The 21,999-nt window shown below is 38.0% G+C and carries 19 protein-coding genes and 2 tRNA genes (1 of these 21 only partly in view); 7 read left to right on the top strand and 14 right to left on the bottom strand.

What is annotated here, in order from left to right; genetic code table 11:
• Both HPC41_RS16065 and HPC41_RS16070 read left to right on the top strand, forming a co-directional pair.
• Positions 1–36, top strand: a tRNA-OTHER gene (locus HPC41_RS16065); it begins 90 nt to the left of the window's first position.
• A gap of 57 nt (positions 37–93) precedes the next feature.
• Positions 94–1,008: a PfkB family carbohydrate kinase gene (locus tag HPC41_RS16070; protein ID WP_172395025.1), complete on the top strand. Its 915-nt coding sequence runs from the start codon at positions 94–96 to the stop codon at positions 1,006–1,008.
• A gap of 7 nt (positions 1,009–1,015) precedes the next feature.
• Here HPC41_RS16070 and HPC41_RS16075 read toward each other — a convergent pair whose 3' ends face one another.
• From HPC41_RS16075 to murB, 3 genes are all read right to left on the bottom strand, one after another.
• Positions 1,016–1,264 carry a cytochrome b5 domain-containing protein gene (locus tag HPC41_RS16075; protein ID WP_172395026.1) on the bottom strand — a complete coding sequence of 83 codons (249 nt, stop codon included), beginning with the start codon at positions 1,262–1,264 and terminating at the stop codon, positions 1,016–1,018.
• Positions 1,265–1,285: 21 nt separating this feature from the next.
• A complete protein-coding gene (locus HPC41_RS16080) occupies positions 1,286–1,795 on the bottom strand; it encodes an RNA polymerase sigma factor (RefSeq protein WP_120260597.1) in 510 nt (169 codons plus the stop codon).
• A gap of 261 nt (positions 1,796–2,056) precedes the next feature.
• On the bottom strand, positions 2,057–3,073 hold the full coding sequence (gene murB / locus HPC41_RS16085) for a UDP-N-acetylmuramate dehydrogenase (RefSeq protein ID WP_172395027.1): 1,017 nt from the start codon (positions 3,071–3,073) through the stop codon (positions 2,057–2,059).
• Between the two features lie 104 nt (positions 3,074–3,177).
• On the opposite strand from murB, the gene HPC41_RS16090 reads away from it, so the two are divergent.
• Positions 3,178–3,792 (top strand): TetR/AcrR family transcriptional regulator, encoded by a 615-nt coding sequence (locus tag HPC41_RS16090; RefSeq protein WP_172395028.1) that lies wholly within the window; start codon positions 3,178–3,180, stop codon positions 3,790–3,792.
• Here HPC41_RS16090 and HPC41_RS16095 read toward each other — a convergent pair.
• Complete coding sequence (locus HPC41_RS16095; RefSeq protein ID WP_246250792.1) at positions 3,789–4,775, bottom strand: YpdA family putative bacillithiol disulfide reductase; 987 nt, start codon at positions 4,773–4,775, stop codon at positions 3,789–3,791. The two genes, HPC41_RS16090 and HPC41_RS16095, sit on opposite strands and share 4 nt — an antisense overlap.
• Positions 4,776–4,804: 29 nt before the next feature.
• A complete protein-coding gene (locus HPC41_RS16100; protein ID WP_172395029.1) occupies positions 4,805–6,997 on the bottom strand; it encodes an FUSC family protein in 2,193 nt (730 codons plus the stop codon).
• A gap of 259 nt (positions 6,998–7,256) precedes the next feature.
• On the opposite strand from HPC41_RS16100, the gene HPC41_RS16105 reads away from it, so the two are divergent.
• The 4 genes from HPC41_RS16105 (at position 7,257) to HPC41_RS16120 (ending at position 11,788) form a co-directional block, all read left to right on the top strand.
• Positions 7,257–9,833 carry a phosphoenolpyruvate carboxylase gene (locus tag HPC41_RS16105; RefSeq protein WP_172395030.1) on the top strand — a complete coding sequence of 859 codons (2,577 nt, stop codon included), beginning with the start codon at positions 7,257–7,259 and terminating at the stop codon, positions 9,831–9,833.
• Between the two features lie 75 nt (positions 9,834–9,908).
• On the top strand, positions 9,909–10,457 hold the full coding sequence (locus tag HPC41_RS16110) for a hypothetical protein (RefSeq protein ID WP_172395031.1): 549 nt from the start codon (positions 9,909–9,911) through the stop codon (positions 10,455–10,457).
• A 294-nt stretch (positions 10,458–10,751) separates the two neighbouring features.
• On the top strand, positions 10,752–11,630 hold the full coding sequence (locus HPC41_RS16115) for a Ppx/GppA phosphatase family protein (protein WP_172395032.1): 879 nt from the start codon (positions 10,752–10,754) through the stop codon (positions 11,628–11,630).
• 74 nt (positions 11,631–11,704) lie between these two features.
• Positions 11,705–11,788 (top strand) — tRNA-Leu (locus HPC41_RS16120).
• A 103-nt stretch (positions 11,789–11,891) separates the two neighbouring features.
• Here HPC41_RS16120 and HPC41_RS16125 read toward each other — a convergent pair.
• The 9 genes from HPC41_RS16125 to uppS all read right to left on the bottom strand — a co-directional run bounded on the left by HPC41_RS16125 (position 11,892) and on the right by uppS (position 21,991).
• Positions 11,892–12,341 (bottom strand): SRPBCC family protein, encoded by a 450-nt coding sequence (locus tag HPC41_RS16125; RefSeq protein WP_172395033.1) that lies wholly within the window; start codon positions 12,339–12,341, stop codon positions 11,892–11,894.
• A gap of 4 nt (positions 12,342–12,345) precedes the next feature.
• Positions 12,346–13,014, bottom strand: coding sequence for a DinB family protein (locus tag HPC41_RS16130; RefSeq protein ID WP_172395034.1), 669 nt, complete (start codon positions 13,012–13,014; stop codon positions 12,346–12,348).
• 557 nt (positions 13,015–13,571) lie between these two features.
• Positions 13,572–14,366, bottom strand: a complete 795-nt coding sequence (locus HPC41_RS16135; RefSeq protein ID WP_172395361.1) for a (Fe-S)-binding protein — start codon at positions 14,364–14,366, stop codon at positions 13,572–13,574.
• 7 nt (positions 14,367–14,373) lie between these two features.
• Positions 14,374–15,672, bottom strand: coding sequence for a 4Fe-4S dicluster domain-containing protein (locus HPC41_RS16140; protein ID WP_172395035.1), 1,299 nt, complete (start codon positions 15,670–15,672; stop codon positions 14,374–14,376).
• A gap of 188 nt (positions 15,673–15,860) precedes the next feature.
• Positions 15,861–16,532 carry a TetR/AcrR family transcriptional regulator gene (locus tag HPC41_RS16145; protein WP_172395036.1) on the bottom strand — a complete coding sequence of 224 codons (672 nt, stop codon included), beginning with the start codon at positions 16,530–16,532 and terminating at the stop codon, positions 15,861–15,863.
• 447 nt (positions 16,533–16,979) lie between these two features.
• Positions 16,980–17,546, bottom strand: a complete 567-nt coding sequence (locus HPC41_RS16150; protein ID WP_172395037.1) for an OmpH/Skp family outer membrane protein — start codon at positions 17,544–17,546, stop codon at positions 16,980–16,982.
• A 105-nt stretch (positions 17,547–17,651) separates the two neighbouring features.
• On the bottom strand, positions 17,652–18,185 hold the full coding sequence (locus HPC41_RS16155) for an OmpH/Skp family outer membrane protein (protein ID WP_172395038.1): 534 nt from the start codon (positions 18,183–18,185) through the stop codon (positions 17,652–17,654).
• A gap of 388 nt (positions 18,186–18,573) precedes the next feature.
• Complete coding sequence (bamA, locus tag HPC41_RS16160; protein WP_172395039.1) at positions 18,574–21,138, bottom strand: outer membrane protein assembly factor BamA; 2,565 nt, start codon at positions 21,136–21,138, stop codon at positions 18,574–18,576.
• 115 nt (positions 21,139–21,253) lie between these two features.
• The gene (gene uppS, locus HPC41_RS16165) at positions 21,254–21,991 is read right to left on the bottom strand and encodes an undecaprenyl pyrophosphate synthase (RefSeq protein ID WP_172395040.1); all 738 of its coding nucleotides are present in this window, start codon (positions 21,989–21,991) and stop codon (positions 21,254–21,256) included.
• Positions 21,992–21,999 lie beyond the last annotated feature (8 nt).

Genomic DNA, 21,999 nt, shown 5'->3' on the forward strand with positions numbered 1-21,999 from the left:
ATCAGAGGGTCGCTGGTTCGAGCCCAGCTTCAGGAGCAATATTGAAACCGGCTTTATGCCGGTTTTTTTGTTTATCATGCTTATCAAAAAACTATGAGTTTAGTAATTATTGGCACGGTGGCTTTTGATACGATTGAAACACCGTTCGGTAAAACTGACAAAATTCTAGGTGGTGCCGGTACTTTTGCGAGTTTAGCCGCATCCTATTTATGTGACCAGATCAAATTAGTCAGCGTTATTGGGGAAGACTTTGGAAGTCGTAATCTTGCTGTTATAAAAGATCGCGGCATTGATGTATCAGGGGTTCAGATTGTGCAGGGCGGACAAACGTTCTGGTGGTCTGGAAGATATCATAATGACATGAATAGCCGAGATACGCTAGCCACAGATTTAAATGTGCTGGCAAATTTTGATCCCATTATTCCTGATAGTTATCAGGATTGCGAATATCTTCTCCTTGGAAATCTAACTCCGCAGGTGCAATTAACGACCTTAGGCCGTTTGAGACGAAAGCCGAAACTAGTCGTGTTGGATACGATGAACTATTGGATGAATGTTGCTTTAGATGATTTAAAGAAAGTGCTCCGAGAAGTCGATGTTTTGACAATCAATGATGCCGAAGCAAGGCAACTATCCAGTGAATATTCCCTGGTCAAAGCTGCAAAGGTTATTTTGGCAATGGGGCCAAAATACCTGATCATAAAAAAGGGTGAGCATGGTGCATTGCTTTTTGGTGAAAATCAGATTTTTTCTGCTCCAGCGCTACCTTTAGCCGATGTGTTTGATCCTACAGGAGCAGGAGATTCGTTTGCAGGTGGTTTTATCGGCTATCTTGCCAAGGTGAAAAGCATAAACTTCAACAATATGAAAAATGCCTTGATTTTTGGATCTGTATTGGCTTCCTTTTGTGTAGAGAAGTTTGGAACAGATCGTCTCGTTGAGCTCACCGATGGAGACATACAGAAGCGGCTAAATGCCTTTGTCGCGCTGTCGCAGTTTAGTCTATAAGTTTTATTTAATTGCTTTTCAAGATTCCGATAACCTCGAATTTTGAAAATACAGTATCTGAATGAGGAGCGTCTATGAGCTCCTCAGTTAGATCTTGGCCTGCCCAATGTTCATAGTGCATACCATTCTTCCAAAGTCTACTATCACTCACATCATAGATGTAATTTTTATAAGCCACCCAAATCTGAGGCTTATCTTGTCCATTCCGCAATGCGAGCTGACTCTCACTATATTCAGGTAAACCTTCTTTTATCATTGAAGGTGAAGATAGCAAAAACTAAGCTACTTTATAGGCTGATAGTGATCGTTTCATTAATTTGCGAGCCACATGTATCCTGGTTTTTACAGTTCCGATAGGAATGTTCAAATGTTCTGATATTTCATGATATTTGAAGCCTTCGAAATAGAGCGAAAAGGGGATGTAATATTCTTCGGAAAGATTAGATAGGGCCTCATGGATATCCTCCATAACAAATTTGCTTTCTCCTTGGTTACTTGAAGCGGATATTAACAAGTTTGAATTGGAGATGTCTTCATCTTTCGTGATGAAAGAGTTGGTTTTTACAATCCGTCTATAATTATTTATAAACGTATTTTTCATGATGGTGTAAAGCCACCCTTTTAGGTTAGTCCCTTCTTTGAAATTTTTGAAATAGGTTACAGCTTTTAGAATGGTGTCTTGCACAAGATCGTTCGCATCTTCATAATCGCTGGTGAAATTTCTGGCGTAGAGTTTTAATGAGTCAGATTGCTCAATAACCATGGTGTCAAATTCATTCTTTGTCATAGCTTAATGAATTACAACTGTTCTTTTTAGAAAACAGTAAGTTTATAAATTGCGGTTCGTTAAGTATGAGGCAAATAATGCGCCAAAATTGATAAGAATGAATTTCTTAATGTAATTTTAAGATTATTTTAAGACCTAAAATCATTTATGGATATTAACCTTAAGTAAAATAAGCTTGGCCTATATGAGATTTAGCCCGTATGGGGGCTGTAATATTGCTATTTTGATTGCAAAAAAAAACACAGCTATTTTTTTGATCCTTTACAATAAATTAACTTCGCGCTCGAGTACAATCCCAAATTTATTTTTCACATCTTCAATAATTTGGACAGAAAGTTTATAAATTTCTTGTCCACTAGCGTTTTGTCTATTTATTAGTACAAGGGCCTGGTGTTTCCAGACACCAGCTTGTCCGTATTCCTTACCTTTCCAGCCACACTGTTCTATTAACCATCCAGCTGCAAGTTTTGTTTGTTGGTCTTGCATCGGGTAATGTGGGATCGTTGGATACAATGTCAATAATCGTTCAAAGTCATTTGCGGGGATCACGGGATTTTTAAAGAAACTCCCTGCATTGCCAACGGTACTTGGATCCGGCAATTTTTCTACGCGAATTTTTGATACAATGGTTGCTATATCGGCGATAGAAGGTTGGGTTATATTTTCTTTAATGAGCTGCGTTGCAATTGCGCCATAACTTGTATTGATTTTGGGTGTAAGGCTAAGTTTATAGGTCACCTCAGTAATTATAAAACGGCCCTTGTGTGCCGTCTTAAAAATACTGTCCCGATAGGAGAAATTACAATCTTCCTTTTTGAATGTTTTAAATGTACCCGATAGGGTGTCAAAGGCCTCACAAGCATAGAAGACGTCCATTAATTCAGTGCCATAAGCACCTATATTCTGTACAGGAGAGGCGCCAACAGTGCCGGGAATAAGAGCCATATTTTCTATTCCAGCGTAATTGTGTTCGATACAATACCAAACAAAATCGTTCCATACCTCACCAGCTTTGGCGCTGACATAAACCTCCTCCGATTCAATTTTTGCCGTAATTCCTTTACTCGTTATTCGGATTATATATCCATTAAATGGTTTTGTAAACAGTACATTGCTGCCTGCTCCGAGAATGAAGAAATTTTCTTTAAAAAGTCCTTTTTTAAAAATTTTGGTCAGTGTTTCATTATCATTCACTTCGATGAAGAAATTTGTCTTTTCTTCTATTCCAAATGTATTGAAAGGTTTCAACGAAATATTCGATTGAATGTTTAACTCCATATTGACTTTAGTTTTCAGAAATTCAAAAAAATCAGTTATCTTTAACCTGATATTCGGTAAAGATAGTATAAACCGTTTATTTAACGATAAAAAATATAAGTTTAATGGGTAATGCAGATGTAAAAAGGATCAAAATTCTAGAAGCTGCAACAAGGCGTTTTGCACACTTTGGTATGGCTAAAACCACGATGTCGGAGATAGCTAAAGATCTTAATTTTTCAAAAGCGCTGCTTTATTATTATTTCCCCGATAAAAACAGTTTGTATTCTGCCGTTTTCGAGTATGTGATTGACAAAATGATTGAGGAAATTGAAGCGGTCATCGACAAAGGTGGCAACTTTGAAGAGATTATGATGTATTCCATCGATATGCGTGTCAAAGCAATCAATCAATACTATAATTTGTTTGAGTATACCATGAAGATGGTCAAGGAACTTCCAGATGAGTTGGAGCAGGTATTCCAAGAGTCATATCTGCGTGAGGTTGAAATCATTGAAAAAATTCTTCAGATTGGTATAGATGCCGGGGAAATCCGGGTAGACGATCTGAATGAGACAGCGCGCATTTTATTGTATTCGCTATTTGGTATGCGTATGGGCATATTGAAAGATATGAAAAATATGCTGTTTCCTACTAAAGAAGAATTTGATCATATCCTTAGTTTACAGAAGAAAATGATGAAAATTTTCTTAAATGGCCTTCGCTATCAATATCGTTAATTCGGTGTGGACTCTATATGTTCAATGATTTGCTTAGCGTGAATTCTTGAATTTTCGATAAACCAAAGATGGGTATTTAATCCACCACATACCACTCCCGCTAAATATAAGCCTTTTATATTTGTTTCCATTGTCTGTTCGTTATGAGAAGGGATGCAAGGAGCCTGGTTTGGGATTTCAATTCCTATCTTTCTCAGAAAATCAAAATTCGGCCGATATCCGGTTAGCGCGAGTACAAAATCATTTTCGAGTTCGACAGTACCTGTTGGCGTTTGAACAGTCGCAGTTGTTTCAGTAACAGCTGTTAGTTGACTGTTGTAAAGCACAGCGATTTCTCCCGCTGCAATTCTATTTTCAATATCCGGTTTGACCCAATATTTAACTCTAGGGCTGATTTCATTGCTCCGTATGATCAATGTAACTTTAGCACCTTTTCGGAAGGTTTCTAATGCAGCATCTATGGATGAATTGCTTGCTCCCACGACTATAACCTTTTGACCACTGTAATAATGAGGATCGTCGTAATAATGTCTTACCTTGCTAAGTTCTTCGCCGGGGATATGAAGTAGCATGGGGATATCGTAGAAACCGGTAGCGATAATCACTTTTTTAGTTAGGTAGCTTCGTTTGCTGGTTTTGACGTTAAAATACGCAGATTCATTTTTCTCGATACCCAATACTTCTTCGAAGAGGTGGGTATCCAATTCAAATTTTTGTTGGATACGTCTGTAATATTCTAGGGCTTCCGTTCTTCGAGGTTTTGGATTGGTTGTCACAAAAGGAATACCCCCGATTTCCAGCCGCTCAGAAGAGGAAAAAAAAGTCATATTTTGCGGATAGTTATACAGCGAATTTACCAAACATCCTTTCTCGATAATAAGATAACTGAGATTGGCCTGTTTTGCTTCAAGGGCACAGGCGAGGCCGATGGGGCCGCCTCCCACGATGATAATGTCATAAGAGGTTGTCATGTTTTCACTCATACATGTAAATTTCGTGAATTTTTGGGATATTAGCTTATTATTCTCGATAATTCTGCGGCCTGCTCTGCGGCACTTTTATCGTGGAGATCCTGAACGATCTTGTTTAAGTCCTGAGCAATTTTATACAAGAATTCCAATTGTTCCTCCAGTAGCTTTCCATCCGCAGAATTAATGTCACTGTTGTCAAATCGATGATTTGATATTTCGATTTCCATGGGCAAAAAGGCCGCGCTAGAATCCGGAGAATAAAGTAGTTGAATAGATTGATCCAGACTGTTTAATATTTTTCTTATGGCACGCACATGGTCTTTGTTGAGGTAATTGTTGTCCATTTCGTCCAAATGATTCATTAATGTGACGGAAAATGAAGCGAGGATATGGTTAAATATCACAAATTTATTGACCTCCTTGCTGTATTTCTGTCTTTTTTTTGGTTCAGTCAGCATGCGTTGAAAAGTGGAACCCATATTTGCGGTTTCGACATACACGGCTTTCCTGGCTAATTTATAGTCCGTTATTGATGGGGCTTGGCCCGCAATTTCTTTTAATGCCTGAAAGATATAATTATAATTGGCGATCAAAAGCTTGCGCATAGATTCCTTCACTTGCATGCTTTCCCAATTCGGGAAAATAATATAGCTAGAGAGGAAAGCAATCATTCCCCCAATAAACGTGTCCAAGATGCGTTCTTTGGTTACTTCTAGGGTATTGGAACTGATGAAACTGAACATGATCAATACATAGGGCGTCATGAAAAGAACAGCAACGACATAATTGACCCTGAATAAACTGTAGGCTGTTAGGAAGAAAAAAACCAGCAACACGAACAGTATCGTCGGATCGTGTATAGTCAGCAGAATAAAGGCGCCGATTAATCCGCCGATGGTGGTCCCGATAAGACGTTGTATATTTCGCTCCTTTGTGAGACCAAATCCTGGTTTCAAGATCACCATGATTGTTAATAGTATCCAATAGACGTTGTTGGTGATATTGGTGGTCTCAAAGATATAATATGTGACAGACATAACGATTGCCATACGGCAGGCGTGTCTAAAGATCGTTGATTTTAAAGTTAGGTTTTCGCGGAACTTTTTTAGGTCAATTGCAGAGCTTTGGACGAAACGTTTGGCGTCATCAATTTCTTTCCTTTTAACATCGTCAGGCTGCAGGTGCGAGTAGCCATAAATGTTTTTTATGCGACGGACTAAATCACGTAAATTGATCAACACTTTGCGCAGCGCAAAGGTACTATATTGATTATCCTTGTCAAGTTGGTCAATTTTTGCATGAAGACTCATGAGGTCATCATCAAAATTATACAGCGGTTTGGGTTGAATATTGGTGTTGAGCTGATAGGCTAAATTGTCTAACTCGTTTGTATACTTTAAAATAACATTTTTAAAATCATCCAGGATACCTGTTGGGCCAAAGCGTTCGCTGATTGTATTGTAGTCATAATGTGCAGCCATACTTTGTTCAAATAGATCGACAATATCATTAAAAATCAGGGTGAGGTATCGGCCTACTTTAGTCGTATCTTTAATGGATCTCTTACTCTGGAATAATAGGTCCCTTACATTTTCCTGATGTTGGTTCACTTCAACTTGTTTGTCAATCAATTTCAGGTAATTTTTGTCATTATCAATTTTCGCATCGTAAAAATTAGCTTTCAATCGAATATAATCGGCAACATAACGAATGGTCTCTGCAAGTTCCTGTTCGGCTAATCGATAGGGGCGTACCTGTGTAATAGAAAGACTGATCGCAATATACCAGAGTCCACCAAGGGTGTAAAAGCCCAGATAACTGATGGCTTGATCCAGGGGATAGTGTGTCTGCACGTGGATTAGCATCATCAGTATGCACATTAAGCCAACATTGGCTGCCCGGCTATTGAATACTGCAAACATGGCAAAGATAAAACAAGCTATTCCAATAAAAATAGCCAGGAGATATACATTTTGATTGACAATATTGGTCAGAATAAATGTCAGCGTAGTCAGTATTGCTCCTGCAAACATCCCTGTGCGTCTGTGACTTGGAGCTCCGGGAGTATCAGATAGTCCAACTAAAAGGGCACCTAAGGAAACGATTGTACCATTGGTAAATTGACCAATGGTAGCAAAGATGAGGACAGGTACGATACATCCAATGGTAATTCGGAGCCCATCCGCAAAATATTGACTGTAGAAAAAACTTTTTATTTCTTGTGTCTGTTTCATATTGTATAGCACAAATATACATAGATAAGGCTATATTAGCCCGTGGTTTCCAGAGTTGCGGTAATAATATGTTAAAAACAAAAAAATACGAATTTTCATTAATATCTTTATAATATTTTGATGATTTTTTTGATTAATTTATATATTTTTATTTGTTTAAATATAATATTGTTATATTTGGCGCATAGGGTAATTTCAGATATATTACAAAAATTCAAGAGTCACCTAAACTCTCTTGACCATTTTCAAAGATTTAAATATGAAGCAAAGTAAAAATGAAGCCGTCTTTCAGGACGAGGTATTGACACGCTTTGAGCTTTTCAAAAGTTTGTTTTTAACATTGCCATTTCAACGTGTTAAAGATACAGGAACTTTATTGCCATTTTTTGCGAAGCAATGCGAGAAGGGTGTTGACCAACATTTGACTCCAGATGAGATCATAAAGAGCTTTTTTGATCAACATGAAGAGTTTTCTTCAGAAGAACAACGTATTGATTTATTGTTTCGTTTTGTCCAATATATAGAGCGTCAAGTCGTATTGTTTGATGCAATAGAGGATTCGTCATTTCAGATGGTTGGTCGGGGCGACGATGAAAATGTATTGGGTGCATTGATCAAAAATGCCGAAGGCAACGGCGATATGCGACGGAAAATCGTCGCGAAATTAAAGGATTTTTCAGTTCGTTTGGTACTTACCGCACACCCTACTCAATTTTATCCAGGGCCAGTATTGGGGATTATCAATGATTTGATTGATGCGATAAAAACTAATGACCTTCACAGTATACATTTATTATTGCAGCAGCTTGGCAAAACGCCATTCATCAATAAAAATAAACCCACTCCAGTGGATGAAGCGGCGAGTTTAGCCTGGTTTTTGGAAAATGTATTTTATAAGGTAGCTTCGGAAATACAGTCTTTTATTGACGACGAATTGGATGTCGATACGGAGGAGGTAAAACAGCTGATCGAGTTGGGCTTTTGGCCAGGTGGGGATCGTGATGGAAACCCGAATGTCAGTGTTGAAAGTACCAAGAAAGTCGCGGCTTTATTGCGTACTATTTTGTTTAGATGTTATTACCGAGATTTTCGTATTGTTAGACGCCGTATTACATTCAGAGGGGTTGAGGAATATATGGATAACTTGCAGACCTTATTTTATGAAAATAGCTTTAATCCTATTGAAAACCCCGAGGATGAAACAGATAATATCATTACAAACTTAAAGGCAATCAAAAATGTGCTAGAAGAATATCACAATGGTCTCTTTGTTGAGATTGTGGATGATTTGCTTCGTAAAGTAATGACATTTGGTTGTTTCTTCACGACATTGGATATCAGGCAGGATAGCCGTATCCTCCGGGAAGCAACGAATTACTTGATTCAACGGAATCAGGAGGCTACTGGCTTGCCATTGGATTATTTGGAACTGAGTGAAGTCGATAAGCAGAAGGCGTTGAAGTTTAAGGAATTGGATCTCACGGTAGGCGAGGATGCAGATCCGTTGACGAAAGATACTTCGGGTGTAATCAAATTGCTTAAACAAATCCAACGTTCAGGTTCTGAACGTGCAGCACAGCGTTTTATTATTAGTAATTGTCAACAAGCAAGCGATATCCTGGGGTTACGCCAGTTGTTTTTGTGGTCCGGTTGGAAGAAAGATGCGTTGACGATTGATTTTGTTCCATTATTTGAGACAGTGGATGATTTGACCAGAGCTGCAGATGTGATGAAGACCTTGTACAGCAATAAAGAATATAAGGCACATTTAAAACGTAGAGGAAATAAACAGACCATTATGTTGGGCTATTCGGATAGTACAAAAGATGGTGGTTATCTGATGGCCAACTGGTCAATTTATAGAGCGAAAATAGAGTTGACGGCAATTTCCCGAGAATACGATGTTGATCTTGTCTTTTTTGATGGTAGAGGTGGGCCTCCAGCGCGTGGTGGTGGTAAAACGCAGCGTTTTTATGCTTCCATGGGTAAAGAAATTGCAAATGATCATATCCAATTGACGATCCAGGGACAAACAATCAGTAGTCAATATGGCTCGTTGGATACGGCCCGTTTCAATATAGAACAGCTTCTGCATGCGGGGATTATTTCTGATTTAAAACAACGTGTAGGCGATACTTTAACGAAGCATCAACAAGAGATTATCGATAAGTTGGCCGAATTAAGTCATCAAAAATTTATGGGTCTTCGTACCAATAAGTTGTTTTTACCCTATTTGGAAACGATGTCACCATTGAAAGCACTTTCATCCATCAATATTTCAAGTCGGCCTGTAAAACGGAATTCTGGACGGGAGTTACGCCTTGAAGATTTACGCGCGATAAGTTTCGTCACTTCGTGGAGTCAGTTGAAGCAGAATATTCCTGGATTTTATGGGGTAGGGACTGCCTTGCAGTGGGCCGAGAAAAATAATCTATGGAAGGATGTGCAACAATTGTATATTTCCTCGGGATTCTTCCAGACTTTGATCGACAACTGTATGATGTCCATGACCAAATCTAATTTTGATATTACAGCCTATATGAAGGAAGATAAAGTGTATGGTGAATTTTGGAAAAACCTCTATGCTGAATATCAGATTACCAAAGAGTATCTATTAAAGCTTAGTGGCACATCTAAGTTGATGGAAAATTATCCTGTAGACCGTGCTTCTATTTTGGCGCGAGAAAGCATCGTATTGCCTTTGCTGGTGATCCAACATTATGCGATTCGTGCACTCAATTCGGATAAATTGGATGAGGCACAGCGTGAGGATTATTCAAAACTGATTGCCCGAACAATATTCGGTGTGATTAATGCAGGAAGAAATGTTGCTTAATTTTCGTTTCTTTTCACGGATTAGGTTTCGAAGAATGTATATTTTATCTACTTTTGTATAATTAACAAAATTGATATGAAGATTAATAAGTTATTTATTGTAGCTGCTTGTGCGAGTACTTTATTTGCGTCTTGTGGTGAAACAGCTGCAAATAGACAGCGTCAATATGCCAATGCATCTTTAGCAGATGGCGATGCCTTTGCCATGATTAAATTCGTTGGAGAGAATGGCAACTATTTAGTAAATCTTGCTGATGTGGCTGCAAAGCAATCCGCATCAACAGAGGTGAAGAATGTAGCAGCTAAAATTAAAGAAGCTTATGCTACTGTATTGCCTGAGTTAGATGGTTTGGCAAAAGAATTACATGTTGGCGAGGCACAACGTGGGGTACCAGCGCTTCAAGTTCCGGTTTCAATTGTAGGATCAGATAGTACTACGGTATTCAATGATAAAGCATTCTTGGCATTGGTCGTAGAAAAACAAGGTGAGATCAACAGCAGATTATCTCATGAAGAGCATAATACGAACAAAGCTGTAATTCATATTTCAGAGGAATCTTTGAAGAAAGTTGAAGAAATCTATAAATTGGCTGGTGGGAAAGTTGAAGAACATGGCCATCACTAAGTAAAACTAATATACTGGAAGAGGAATATTTACTAAGTAGATATTCCTTTTTTTATGCTTTTGTTTTCCTAATTATCATCGTGAAGGTAGTCGCTCCAAAGTTCATCCTTTAGGTGTATGCCTAAATTGAACTTTATTTTGAGATGAGAAAGATACTTTGTGGAGTACAAGAATTGAAAAGAAAGATTTGTCGAGTTGTTAAATTAATAATAACTTAACATTCGTATAATACAGTTATTAATTACTGTGTTTATTTTAGCATGATTTAATCAACTAATTGAAAGAAACAAAAACGTGAGATACGCTGCTATAGATATAGGGTCCAATGCGGTCCGCCTTTTGATCGCTGATATCATTGGGCACAAAGAGCAATATAATTTTAAAAAGAATACACTTTTGCGAGTTCCATTACGTTTGGGCGATGATGCATTTATACATCAGGAAATTTCCCCTAGAAAGGCAGAGAGTTTGATAAAAACCATGAAAGCATTCCGTGAATTGATGGATGTATATCAGGTGGAAGATTATATGGCCTGTGCAACATCGGCGATGCGCGACGCTAAAAACGGAGCTGATATTGTTGCAGAAGTTCGGAGGAATGGAATCAATATAGATATCATCGAGGGTGCTAAGGAGGCGGAAATTATCTACAATAGCCATTGGGATAATAAGATTGAAAAGGACAAGGTATACCTTTATATAGATGTAGGCGGCGGAAGTACAGAGTTGTCTTTATTTGCCAATGGTGTCTTGGTGAATTCCAGGTCCTTTAATCTAGGTACAATACGCATTTTGGACAATCAGGATAATCCCGAAACCTGGGATGAACTCAAGGAGTGGGTTCGGAGCAATACCCATATGTATAAACAGGTTATTGGCATCGGGACCGGAGGAAATATTAATAAATTAGCACGACTATCCGATGAAAAAGTTGATAAGCCGTTGTCATATGCTAAATTAAAAGCTGTTTATGAGCATTTGGCTTCATTCTCATTAAAAGAACGTATTATTTTGTTGGGGCTCAATGAAGACAGGGCTGATGTCATTATTCCGGCAAGTGAGATTTTTTTGACAATTATGAAGCATGGCAGACTAAAACAGATCATTGTACCCCGGGTTGGTTTGGTTGATGGTGTAATTAGAACCTTGATCAATAGGAATTTAGTGAAATAAAGCATTAAAAAGTATTTTTCGCCTTGCAAAAGAAGTAAAAATCTTTATTTTTGTGATACCAAAGGCGAATATGAGCCCAGGTGGCGAAATTGGTAGACGCACCATCTTGAGGGGGTGGCGCTCGTATGGGCGTGGCAGTTCGAATCTGCTCCTGGGCACTTTAAAAATGGGAAAAAGGCTAAATCTTCAACTAAGATTTAGCCTTTTTCCCATTTTTAGCATTATGTCCACTCTTGTGTAATAAATGGGCGCTGCCAATAATTATTTTTCACTGATTTCTTTCAGAATTTGTAAAGCTTTTGGCCAGGCTTCGTCAAAATACTCCAAATATTCCTCATTGGTATCCACATCGACCTTTACTAATGTTTTACTGCCAAGATCCTCAAAGGTGTAATTTTCAAATGAACCAGCCCATGCTTCGACTGCCGGGCCTTCCGTAACTTCTTTGCCCTTGTCTAGTATGCCGTAGTGACGAATAGATATGTATTTATTGGGAATATTTTCGGCTATCTCCGCGACCATACCTTCTTTTTCACCATTTTGGTTGATGCCCGTAAAATAAATCTTCGCTCCTTTGTCCCAACTGCCCTCGAAATCGGAAGTTGGATTAAAAGCGGTTGTCCATTGTTTGTATGTGTCTTTTCCAAGCATGGTTTTAAATACCTGATCAACGGGAGCGTCGATGGTGATCTGATAATTCATTTTTTTCATCTTCTTATTTTTTTGGAAAGTTAGGATCTGCTTTTACCTCTGCAATCTGTTTGGTATGTCGGGCACAATGAGCGGCAATAAACATCAAGCCTTGGTAACCATCTACGACGCCTGTCGGATAATCGTTGATATGGTTGCGTAGATCTTTAGCATCCGATTTCTTAATGTAATCAATGACTGGTTGTCGCGCAGCATGAAAATCAGCTAAAGCAGTCTTTGTATCTTTATACACGCCACTGGGCTGAAGTTCTTTAGGGGCCTGAAATTTGTGACTTCGATCCGTAAGTGTCGTTTTTAAATTGTCGTCCGACATTTTCACTTCACTTCTTCTCTCGGGCTGAGGTGCCTTTGTCAAGGCTGTCTTTGCCATATCAAATATCATGCGTTCAGACAATACGATATGTTCGAGGCATTGACTGATAGACCATTTGTCTGGAGCAGGTTTGAACTGTAACTGAGCCTCACTAAGTCCTGCGATTTGTTTTTCGAGTTCTTTGGTCGTCTGATCGAAGTACTGCAATAGAGAATCTGTACCTTGACCAGCTGTGAACGAAGTATGCTCAATCGCTTCAATAGGATTGTTTTGAAGTCCAGTTTGTTGTTTTGCTGGGGCTGTCGACAGGAGTGCGGCACTGAAGCCGGCAATCGCTATCATATTCATAATCCGGTGCATAGTTGTATTTTTTTAATTGTTTAATGTCACTTTACCTTTACAATTATAATGCATTTTTGTTTTTTTATTCTTTGCATAAGACAAGAAAAATCATATATCAGAAGCATTCAAAGCACCGCAAACAACCAAGTGGATCGGCGAAGATGATATCTGAGTATTAATTCCTTAGAATCAGCAAATCCATTATGGAGTGTGTATGGAATCAGCATGTATTGAGATGGTTGTAGAGCATAGGACGTATGTTGAGAATAGCGTATGAACAGCAAGTTGACGTAAATTTTGAAAAAGTGATGATTTGAACAATATTTTATATGAAATGAACAATTGATTTGTAAAATGTGAGTCCTACCTTTGAAATGGTTGGTGATGGTTAATGCATGGACGATAGTGGATATCGTCCGTCGCTAGCCGTACATAGCACCCATATTTTAACCGGCAGGGTAGCTATGGCGGCTAGCTTTTTACCAATGTTAAAGGAGTCTTCTTTTAGCAAAAAAAAGGCTTGATCTACGGATCAAGCCTTTCTTTCGTTATATAGTAACTTACGAACTAAAATTTTAAAGTTTATTTGCGCGGGCTGTTATTTCAGCGATATCGAGCACCTCTATTTCGGACTCTTTGTCTTTTATTTTCACACCGTCCTTCAACATCGTCATACAGAAAGGACACGCTGCTGCAACAACTTGAGGCTGTACCGAAATTACCTCTTCAATACGTTCAATATTAATATCTTTTTTACCAGGTTCGGGTTCTTTAAACATTTGGCCGCCTCCAGCGCCACAGCACAATCCATTGCTTTTACAACGTTTCAATTCAACCAGTTGTGCATCTAAGCTTTCAAGCACTTTTCGAGGTGCTTCATAAACTTCGTTTGCACGACCTAAATAGCATGGATCATGATAAGTGATCTTTTTACCCTTGAATACGTTGTTATCAGCAAGTTTTAATTTGCCTTCGTCGATGAGACTCTGGATCAACTGCGTGTGATGGATGACCTCATAATTACCTCCCAAAGCGGGGTATTCATTTTTAAGCGTGTTAAAACAGTGCGGACAAGCGGTGACAATCTTTTTGATTTCATAGCCATTCAATACCTCAATATTCATCATAGCCTGCATTTGAAATAAAAATTCATTCCCGCTTCGTTTGGCAGGATCGCCCGTGCAACTTTCTTCAGTTCCAAGGATTGCATAGTTGATCCCAACATGTTTGAGAATTCGACAAATGTCACGTGTTATTTTTTGGGCACGCTCGTCAAAACTACCAGCACAACCCACCCAAAATAAGATATCAGGAGTTTCTCCTCTAGCTAACAGTTCGGCGACTGTTGGAACTTTTAATTCATTTTCCATCATTTAACTATTGTTGTTGCGTCCAATTTGCACGATCCATTTGAGCATACTTCCACGGAGCGCCATTATTCTCAATATTTCCAAACATATTATTAATACTTGTCGGCGCCTGAGATTCCTCCATTACTGCAAAGCGGCGAAGTTCTATGATAATATCTAATGGATTAATATTGACTGGACATTGTTCTACACAGGCATTACAGCTTGTGCACGCCCATAATTCTTCTCTACTGATATAAGTGTCAATAAGCGACTTGCCATCGGCTACAAAGGCGCCATTTGCCTTAATATTGTTACCCACTTCTATTACTCTATCCCTTGTATCCATCATTATTTTTCGAGGAGACAATAGTTTTCCCGTGATATTGGCTGGGCACGAGGAAGTACATCGGCCACATTCGGTACATGTGTAGGCATCCAAAAGGTTTTTCCATGTTAAATCTTGAACATCTTTAGCGCCAAAGCGAGCTGTTGCATCTGAATTTGGTGGAGTAAAAGCTGGATCAAGCATGGCTTTAACTTCGTTGGTTACCGCAGCCATATTTGATAATTTTCCCTTGGCATCCAAACTTGAAAAATATGTGTTTGGGAAAGCAAGAATAATATGCAGGTGTTTCGAATAGGGGAGGTAATTTAAAAATGCCAATACACCTAAAATATGGAACCACCAACAACACCTTTCAATGCTATATAATGTTGCTGTGGCGGTCGGGAGATAAGGTAACAAATAATGACTCACTGGAAACGAACCAACCGATTTAAAATGTTCAAAACCGTAAAGCTGCAATTTTAGATCAGTTGCATTCATTAAAAGGAAAGCCGACATGAGCAGGATTTCAGTAACTAGAATAATATTAGCGTCTGTTTTAGGCCAATTATTAAGTTCTTTACTGTTTAAACGATTTATCTTAATGACATTTCTTCGAATAAGGAATACCAGACAGGATAATAATACCCCGAGGGCCAGCCACTCAAATGAACCAATCAAAAAATTATAAAAACTCCCCAAAAACGAAAAGATCCGATGGGTTCCGAATAAGCCATCGATAACAATTTCCAGCATTTCAATATTGATAATTACGAAGCCCAAATAGACAAATAGGTGTAGAATGGCGGGAGTAACCCTTTTGAACATCTTTTTTTGTCCAAAAGCAACTAAAATCATCGTCTTCCAACGTTCTGCCGGCCTGTCTGAACGATCTACATCTCTACCCAATTTGATATTATTATAGATCTGGCGTGCATTCTTAGCGAAGAAGAATAATGCACCAAAAAAACAAATTGCAAATATTAGTTGACCTATCATATGCTAGACTATTGGTTATATAACAAATATACCATATTATTTTTGTTATGCTAACATAATAAAAATAAATCAAAAAATGAGATTTATTGCGTCATTTCTGTCGGAATTTATTGACCGAGACGGGAAATGCTGTGTAGGAAACTTCCAAGAATTGTCGTGGTTCTTGGAAGCTGAGATCATTTGTATAACTATTCTACGTTCGCAAATGTTTGCTTGAGAATCTTTTCAACTGCTTTTTCAATACGGGCTTTTCCTTCTTCTGTATTGATATCGATACCGCAGAACGTGCTGCCTGTCGATTTAGCTTGTAAACTTAAATAATAGATCCCACTAACCAATAAGGCTAGTGTGGCCCTTAAATCAGTTTCAGATTTTTCAAATTTTGGATCAATGTGCTTGAACAATTCTTCGCCAAGAACTTCTCGGCGATCAGCTATATTTTTGAGTGCTTTTGTTTTCTCACCCAGTCCCCAATGGATGATTTTCTGTTTGGTTTTATCTTTTAAAAATGTGTTCAACTGTGATTTAAGTAGTTCGTTGATCAAAGCAACATCAATATCTTCTGGATTTGATATCATTTGCTCCAACACGCCTTTGTCTCCAATTTGCCAAAAGTCTTTTTGTGTTAGGTACGCTTCCACCAATTGATCAAGACCTCCAAAATAATTCCAGATTAGCGCTTTATTCAAGCCACATTCCAAGGCAATATTGGGGCCGTTTAATGCATGGTAGCCTTTCTTTTGGATGACTTTTCCTACTGCAGCGATCATCCGTGCCTTGGTACGTTCTTTGTCCCGGATAGGGCCAGATGTCACTTTTCTTTGTTTCTTTGGATGATCCTCAATTACTTTCTTTTTCATTAGAATAATTTGTTTATTCATTACCAATTTGTTATCAAAGGCATTATGCCGCCTTCGGCGGTTTTATTACCACTGAAGGCGGCATAGATTAAATTATATAAGCCTTTGAGGCGATTTAACTCCACGATGATTTCATGCAATTAAACATTTTTAGCAACGAAGCTTCATGAGATGTCATATTCGTTCGTTAATAAACAAATTTATGCCCATGAAGTTTTCATTAGGTAGATATGTATTTTCTTGTACAATATCTTAATTTTAGCTGGTAAAAGCAAGTAAATCGTGTTGTAGATTTTTATTCGTGTTGACATACTATTAAAGTATGTCTTCGGGGGCCGGCCGGAAGCTTTTTTGGCTGTTTACATTAGGTCTGAATTATGGTAAAAAAGACATAAAAAAAAGGGATTATTCATTGAATAATCCCTTTTTTATGTCTTCTATATGTTATTATTTTTTCGCTGGTGCTGTAGGCGCTGCCGTAGCAGAAATACCTAATTTTGTTTTCACAGCGGCAGTTAGATCTTCACCGCCTTGGAAATAAGGAATGTTTGTGCTTGAGATATCAAATACATAAGCCATACCCTTCTCTTTCGATACTACGCTTACTGCTTCAGCTACTTTTCTCTGAATAGGGGTAATTAATTCATCTTCTTTTTTACCCAATTCTTCTTGTGCCGCTTGTTGTGCAGTTTGAATACGTGATTGAATATCTTGCAATTCTTGACCTAGTTTGTTAATTTCAGGATCAACAGTTTCTTTATTCGCTTCGCTTCTGTTACGCAATTTATCATTAGCCTCTTTTTGTTTCGTTTGATAAATGGTAACCATATCTTGAATTTCTTTTGTTTTACCGTCGCTCAACGTTTTCAATTGGCCCTCAGCTGTTTTATAATCTGAAGTGGATTGAATGATCTCAGCAAAATTGATGTGACCAAGCTTTTGCTGCGCATTTGCGAATTGAGTTGAGAAAAATACTGCCACTATAGCAACCGCACCTTTTAATAAATTTTTCATGCTTTTCATTTTAATCTAATAAGCCATCTCTATGGCAATTTTTTTTAGTTTTCTAATTAATTACTATTTGTATTACTTGTGTCCACAATGATAACAAACTCTAGCTTAGTTTGCAAGACCAGGATTGGGTTTGTAGCCTAATTTTGTAATGACTTCATTACTTTTATTCAATTTTGGGTTTGCATATAAGAAAGTTGACTCATTTCCTTTATCCATAATGAAATCTAGATTTTGTGCGGAAGCAACATCCTGTATTGCTTTAGCAACACGGTCTTGAATAGGTTTTACCAATTGCACGCGTCTTTTGAAAAGTTCACCTTCAAATCCGAATTTTTGTTTTTGATAATCTTTTACCTCTTTTTCTCTAGTAACGATTTCGTCTTCACGGCGGCGACGCATATCTTCATTTAATAGGACCTGATCTTTTTGATAAGCCTGATATAACTTTTCTATTTCAGCATATTTTTGATCTACCTCTGCCTGCCATTGTTTAGAAAGATCATCTAACTGTTTTTGTGCAGTGGTATATTCTGGGACATGTTTTAGGATATATTCTGAATCTACATATGCAAGCTGCTGCGCAAATGTCGCTGTAGCACTTACGACTACAAAAGCTATAACTAACAATATTTTTTTCATATTTCCTGTAAGTTTTATAGACTATAATTTATTATTTAACATTAATTTACTTTATGACAATGGATAAGCTCAAAAGTTTAATCTGGCAAACCGTCCTACATAAATTTACGGCTCAAAAATAACAAAAAAGATGCAATCTAACAGATATTTCTCGGGTTTAACACTATTTAACTTGTTGGCCGATTCTGGTCATGTATTTCTAAAGGAAGCGGTATAGCTAACTTTTGCTACTTAGAATAAGCTATCTTCAATATAAGAAGATTTATAATACATCCATCTTAATCCTGAAAATTAATTTGACAAATTTAGTAAACAAAAAAGCTATCGCAGAAATTGCAGATAGCTTTTAAATCGTTTAAGACAATATTCGTGATGAGATCAACCTAGGTTAAAATCCCCCCATATTTTGCATAATACTAAATGTGAAGTTCTGTTTCCAAGTACTGCTCGGTAATCCAGGGATAGGGTCAAATGCGTGTCCATAATCTATTCCCAACATACCAAAGATCGGTAAGAAGATACGGGCACCTACACCAGCTGAACGGCGTACCTTAAATGGATTGTATTCGGTGAATTTGTTCCAAGTGTTACCTGCTTCGGCAAATGCCAATACGTATACGGTTGCTTGATCATTTAACATGACAGGGTGACGTAATTCCATTTGATACTTCGTATAGATTGGGCTACCGGAGTTTCGTGCTACGTTTACATTTTGAGTACCCTCTGGAATAATTACACCATTTGCATAGCCGCGCATAGCGATAATCTCTGAACCTTGAAGGTAATCAAATCCCTGCATACCATCACCTCCCAGTTTGAAACGTTCAAACGTTGAAATTTCAGTTTTGTTGGAATATTTGCCCAAGAAACCAAACTGTGCCTGTGCTTTGAAAACTAATTTTCCTACAATTTTTGCATACCATTGCGAATCGAATTTCCATTTGTGGTATTCAGTCCAGCGGTAACGATCTTGCGGTGTACCGTTTTTATAGTCAACGTTATTGAACAATGAATAAGGCGGAGTCAATTGTACCGAGAACTTGATGTTCGAACCTGATGTAGGGTAGATTGGAGCATCGATCGAGTTACGGCTAAATTCTTGTGTCAAGTTGATATTATATGCAGTACCGTTGTCGAACAAGAAGTAATTACCATAATTTTGAAGCTTATACCGTTGGAAAGACAACGAAGTATTGGCTTGGAACCAGTTGTCTGGCCATTGCAAGCGTTTACCTAAAGTCGCGGTTATACCCGTCATCCAAATCCGGTTAAGCTCCGAATCTTTTACAATTTGCTCACCTGTATAATAGTTAAATCCTCCATAAGATGAACTTGAGGTATAGGCACTCAAACCAAAATAGATCGGTTTTTTTCCACCTAACCAGGGTTCAGAGAATGAGAAGCTATACGATTGGTAACGTTTACCAGAAGTCTGACCCCGTACACTTAATTTTTGACCATCACCACGAGGTAGAGGCTTCCATGAACTTTTATCAAAGAAGTTACTTGTAGAGAAGTTATTGAAAGTTAATCCAAGCGTACCGATGATCTGTCCAGCTCCATAACCTCCCGAAAGTTCCACTTGATCAGAGGGTTTCTCTGTCACATTGTAAACAATATCTACCGTTCCTTCTGCATAATTTAAGTTGGTCGGAACAGGGTTTGTTTTTTGTTCGTCAAAATTTCCTAATTGAGCAATTTCGCGAACACTTCGCATAATTTGTTCTTTTGAGAATTTTTGTCCTGGTTTGGTATAAATGGAACGTAACACAACCCGATCATTAGTAACATCGTTACCTTTCACAATAACGTTGTTAATTGTATATTGTGCACCTTCGTATACACGTAAATTTAAATCAATGGTATCATTATATACACGTGTCTGCTCAGGATCTACAGAGAATGTTAGGTAACCATCGTTCATATAGATAGATGAAATATCATCTGCATTGCGACCTCCACCCAATAATTTAGTATTTAGTTTCTCTTCCGAGAACACATCCCCACGTTTGATCCCTAAAATCTTATTTAATAAGGTGTCCGAATACTTTGCATTTCCCGTCCATACAATATTACCAACGTAATATTTAGGGCCTTCATAAATATCAAAATTTACCAATACATTTTTCTCACCCTCTCGGATGATAGTATCTTTTAAGATTTCCGCATCGCGATAACCTTTGGCCGCTAGTTTTTTGATTAGGTTCTCTTTACCTTCTTTATATTTCTCTTCCTTGAATTTACCTGGACCAAAGATGCGGTACCACATTTTTTGTTTGATTGGTTTGGCCATTTTCCGCAGTTCTTTTTGTGAAAAATGCTCGTTGCCCGTAAAGGTCATCTTTTTTACCCTTACCTTATGTTTTTTATCCACATCTGCAATCAGGATTTCGTTGTTGGCCTGTGCCGAATCCTTGACTGTTTTAAGTTTAATCTCCGGATATAAATATGCTTTTTCTTTCAAAAAGCGTTGGATTGTTGCTCGTGTGGTGTTCATCAAATTCTCATTGACGATTTTACCGGTATTGCTATTTAAACGTTTACGGACTTCTTCAGTTTGGCTTTTGCTTAGTCCATTAATATCAATACGGGTCAAACGGGGACGTTCTACTACGCGGATGGTCAAAAAGATGTTTTCGCCTTCAATTTTGTCTGCCCATAATTCGACATCATCGAAGAGGCCTTGAGCCATCATATCTTTTACTACTTTTGCAGTCGCTTCACTTGGCACTTCCAAATATTGACCTACCGACAATTTAGATATGGTAATTAATACGTTTTTATCCAAAAATTGTGTTCCGGTTACATCAACAGCACTAATTACATAGTTTTTAGGGTTGAGATAACTGATTTTTTCGGGGTCATTTAAGTTGAACGCACCTTTTTCTTGTCCATAGACAAGTTGCATTGATGAGAGACCAAAAAATAGTATTACGGGTAGTATACGCTTCATTTATCTTGAATTATTGGCGCTAAAGTACACCAATCAGTTGTTAATTTTTGTTAATTAAGAAAATTTAACCAGCTTGCTTTTTATTCAAATCAGTTGACAAATTTAATAAAATCATTTATAACTGCTCACTTGTTTTTCCAAACCTTCTTTCTCTTTGTTGATATTCTACAATTGATTTAAATAAATCTTCCTTCGTAAACTCTGGCCACATCTTATCTAAGAAGCATAGTTCGGAATAAGCGATTTGCCAAAGAAGAAAATTGCTTATTCGAAGTTCTCCGCTGGTTCGGATCAATAAATCCGGATCTGGTAGATCTCGGGTATAGAGATTAGCGGAAAAGACATCATCGTTGATCTCTTCAATGGCTATTTCACCTGCATTTACTTTTTTAACCAAATTTCGGGCGGCCTCCACAATTTCCTGACGTGAACTATAGCTCAGGGCAAGGGTTAATGTACAATGTGTATTGTCTTTGGTGGCGTCAATAGTTTCCTGAAGCTTTTTTTGTGCATTTGTTGGGAGTTTGCTGATATCTCCGATTGCATTTAATCTAACACCATTTTCCTGAAATGTCTTGATTTCTTTTTTCAAGGAGGAGACCAAAAGCTCCATCAATGCGATTACTTCTAGTTTTGGCCGATTCCAGTTTTCCGCCGAGAATGCGTAGAGTGTCAGAAATTTGATGTTGGCCTGAACACAGCCCTCTAATGCCTCTCTCACTGCTTTCACACCATTTTGGTGTCCGAATACACGGAGTTTACCTTTTTGTTTTGCCCAACGGCCATTACCATCCATGATAATGGCAATATGCTGGGGTAATTTAATTTTATCAATTTGATCTAAAAAGCTCATTGTTGCTA

It is taken from the genome of Sphingobacterium prati (genome assembly GCF_013167215.1).
GTDB lineage: Bacteria > Bacteroidota > Bacteroidia > Sphingobacteriales > Sphingobacteriaceae > Sphingobacterium > Sphingobacterium prati.

What these genes read in the sequence shown, in the direction of transcription:
- HPC41_RS16070 (WP_172395025.1), top strand. Translation starts at nt 94, where the DNA reads ATGAGTTTAGTAATTATTGGCACGGTGGCTTTTGATACGATTGAAACA.
- HPC41_RS16075 (WP_172395026.1), bottom strand. Translation starts at nt 1,264, where the DNA reads ATGATAAAAGAAGGTTTACCTGAATATAGTGAGAGTCAGCTCGCATTG.
- HPC41_RS16080 (WP_120260597.1), bottom strand. Translation starts at nt 1,795, where the DNA reads ATGACAAAGAATGAATTTGACACCATGGTTATTGAGCAATCTGACTCA.
- murB (WP_172395027.1), bottom strand. Translation starts at nt 3,073, where the DNA reads ATGGAGTTAAACATTCAATCGAATATTTCGTTGAAACCTTTCAATACA.
- HPC41_RS16090 (WP_172395028.1), top strand. Translation starts at nt 3,178, where the DNA reads ATGGGTAATGCAGATGTAAAAAGGATCAAAATTCTAGAAGCTGCAACA.
- HPC41_RS16095 (WP_246250792.1), bottom strand. Translation starts at nt 4,775, where the DNA reads ATGAGTGAAAACATGACAACCTCTTATGACATTATCATCGTGGGAGGC.
- HPC41_RS16100 (WP_172395029.1), bottom strand. Translation starts at nt 6,997, where the DNA reads ATGAAACAGACACAAGAAATAAAAAGTTTTTTCTACAGTCAATATTTT.
- HPC41_RS16105 (WP_172395030.1), top strand. Translation starts at nt 7,257, where the DNA reads ATGAAGCAAAGTAAAAATGAAGCCGTCTTTCAGGACGAGGTATTGACA.
- HPC41_RS16110 (WP_172395031.1), top strand. Translation starts at nt 9,909, where the DNA reads ATGAAGATTAATAAGTTATTTATTGTAGCTGCTTGTGCGAGTACTTTA.
- HPC41_RS16125 (WP_172395033.1), bottom strand. Translation starts at nt 12,341, where the DNA reads ATGAAAAAAATGAATTATCAGATCACCATCGACGCTCCCGTTGATCAG.
- HPC41_RS16130 (WP_172395034.1), bottom strand. Translation starts at nt 13,014, where the DNA reads ATGCACCGGATTATGAATATGATAGCGATTGCCGGCTTCAGTGCCGCA.
- HPC41_RS16135 (WP_172395361.1), bottom strand. Translation starts at nt 14,366, where the DNA reads ATGGAAAATGAATTAAAAGTTCCAACAGTCGCCGAACTGTTAGCTAGA.
- HPC41_RS16140 (WP_172395035.1), bottom strand. Translation starts at nt 15,672, where the DNA reads ATGATAGGTCAACTAATATTTGCAATTTGTTTTTTTGGTGCATTATTC.
- HPC41_RS16145 (WP_172395036.1), bottom strand. Translation starts at nt 16,532, where the DNA reads ATGAAAAAGAAAGTAATTGAGGATCATCCAAAGAAACAAAGAAAAGTG.
- HPC41_RS16150 (WP_172395037.1), bottom strand. Translation starts at nt 17,546, where the DNA reads ATGAAAAATTTATTAAAAGGTGCGGTTGCTATAGTGGCAGTATTTTTC.
- HPC41_RS16155 (WP_172395038.1), bottom strand. Translation starts at nt 18,185, where the DNA reads ATGAAAAAAATATTGTTAGTTATAGCTTTTGTAGTCGTAAGTGCTACA.
- bamA (WP_172395039.1), bottom strand. Translation starts at nt 21,138, where the DNA reads ATGAAGCGTATACTACCCGTAATACTATTTTTTGGTCTCTCATCAATG.
- uppS (WP_172395040.1), bottom strand. Translation starts at nt 21,991, where the DNA reads ATGAGCTTTTTAGATCAAATTGATAAAATTAAATTACCCCAGCATATT.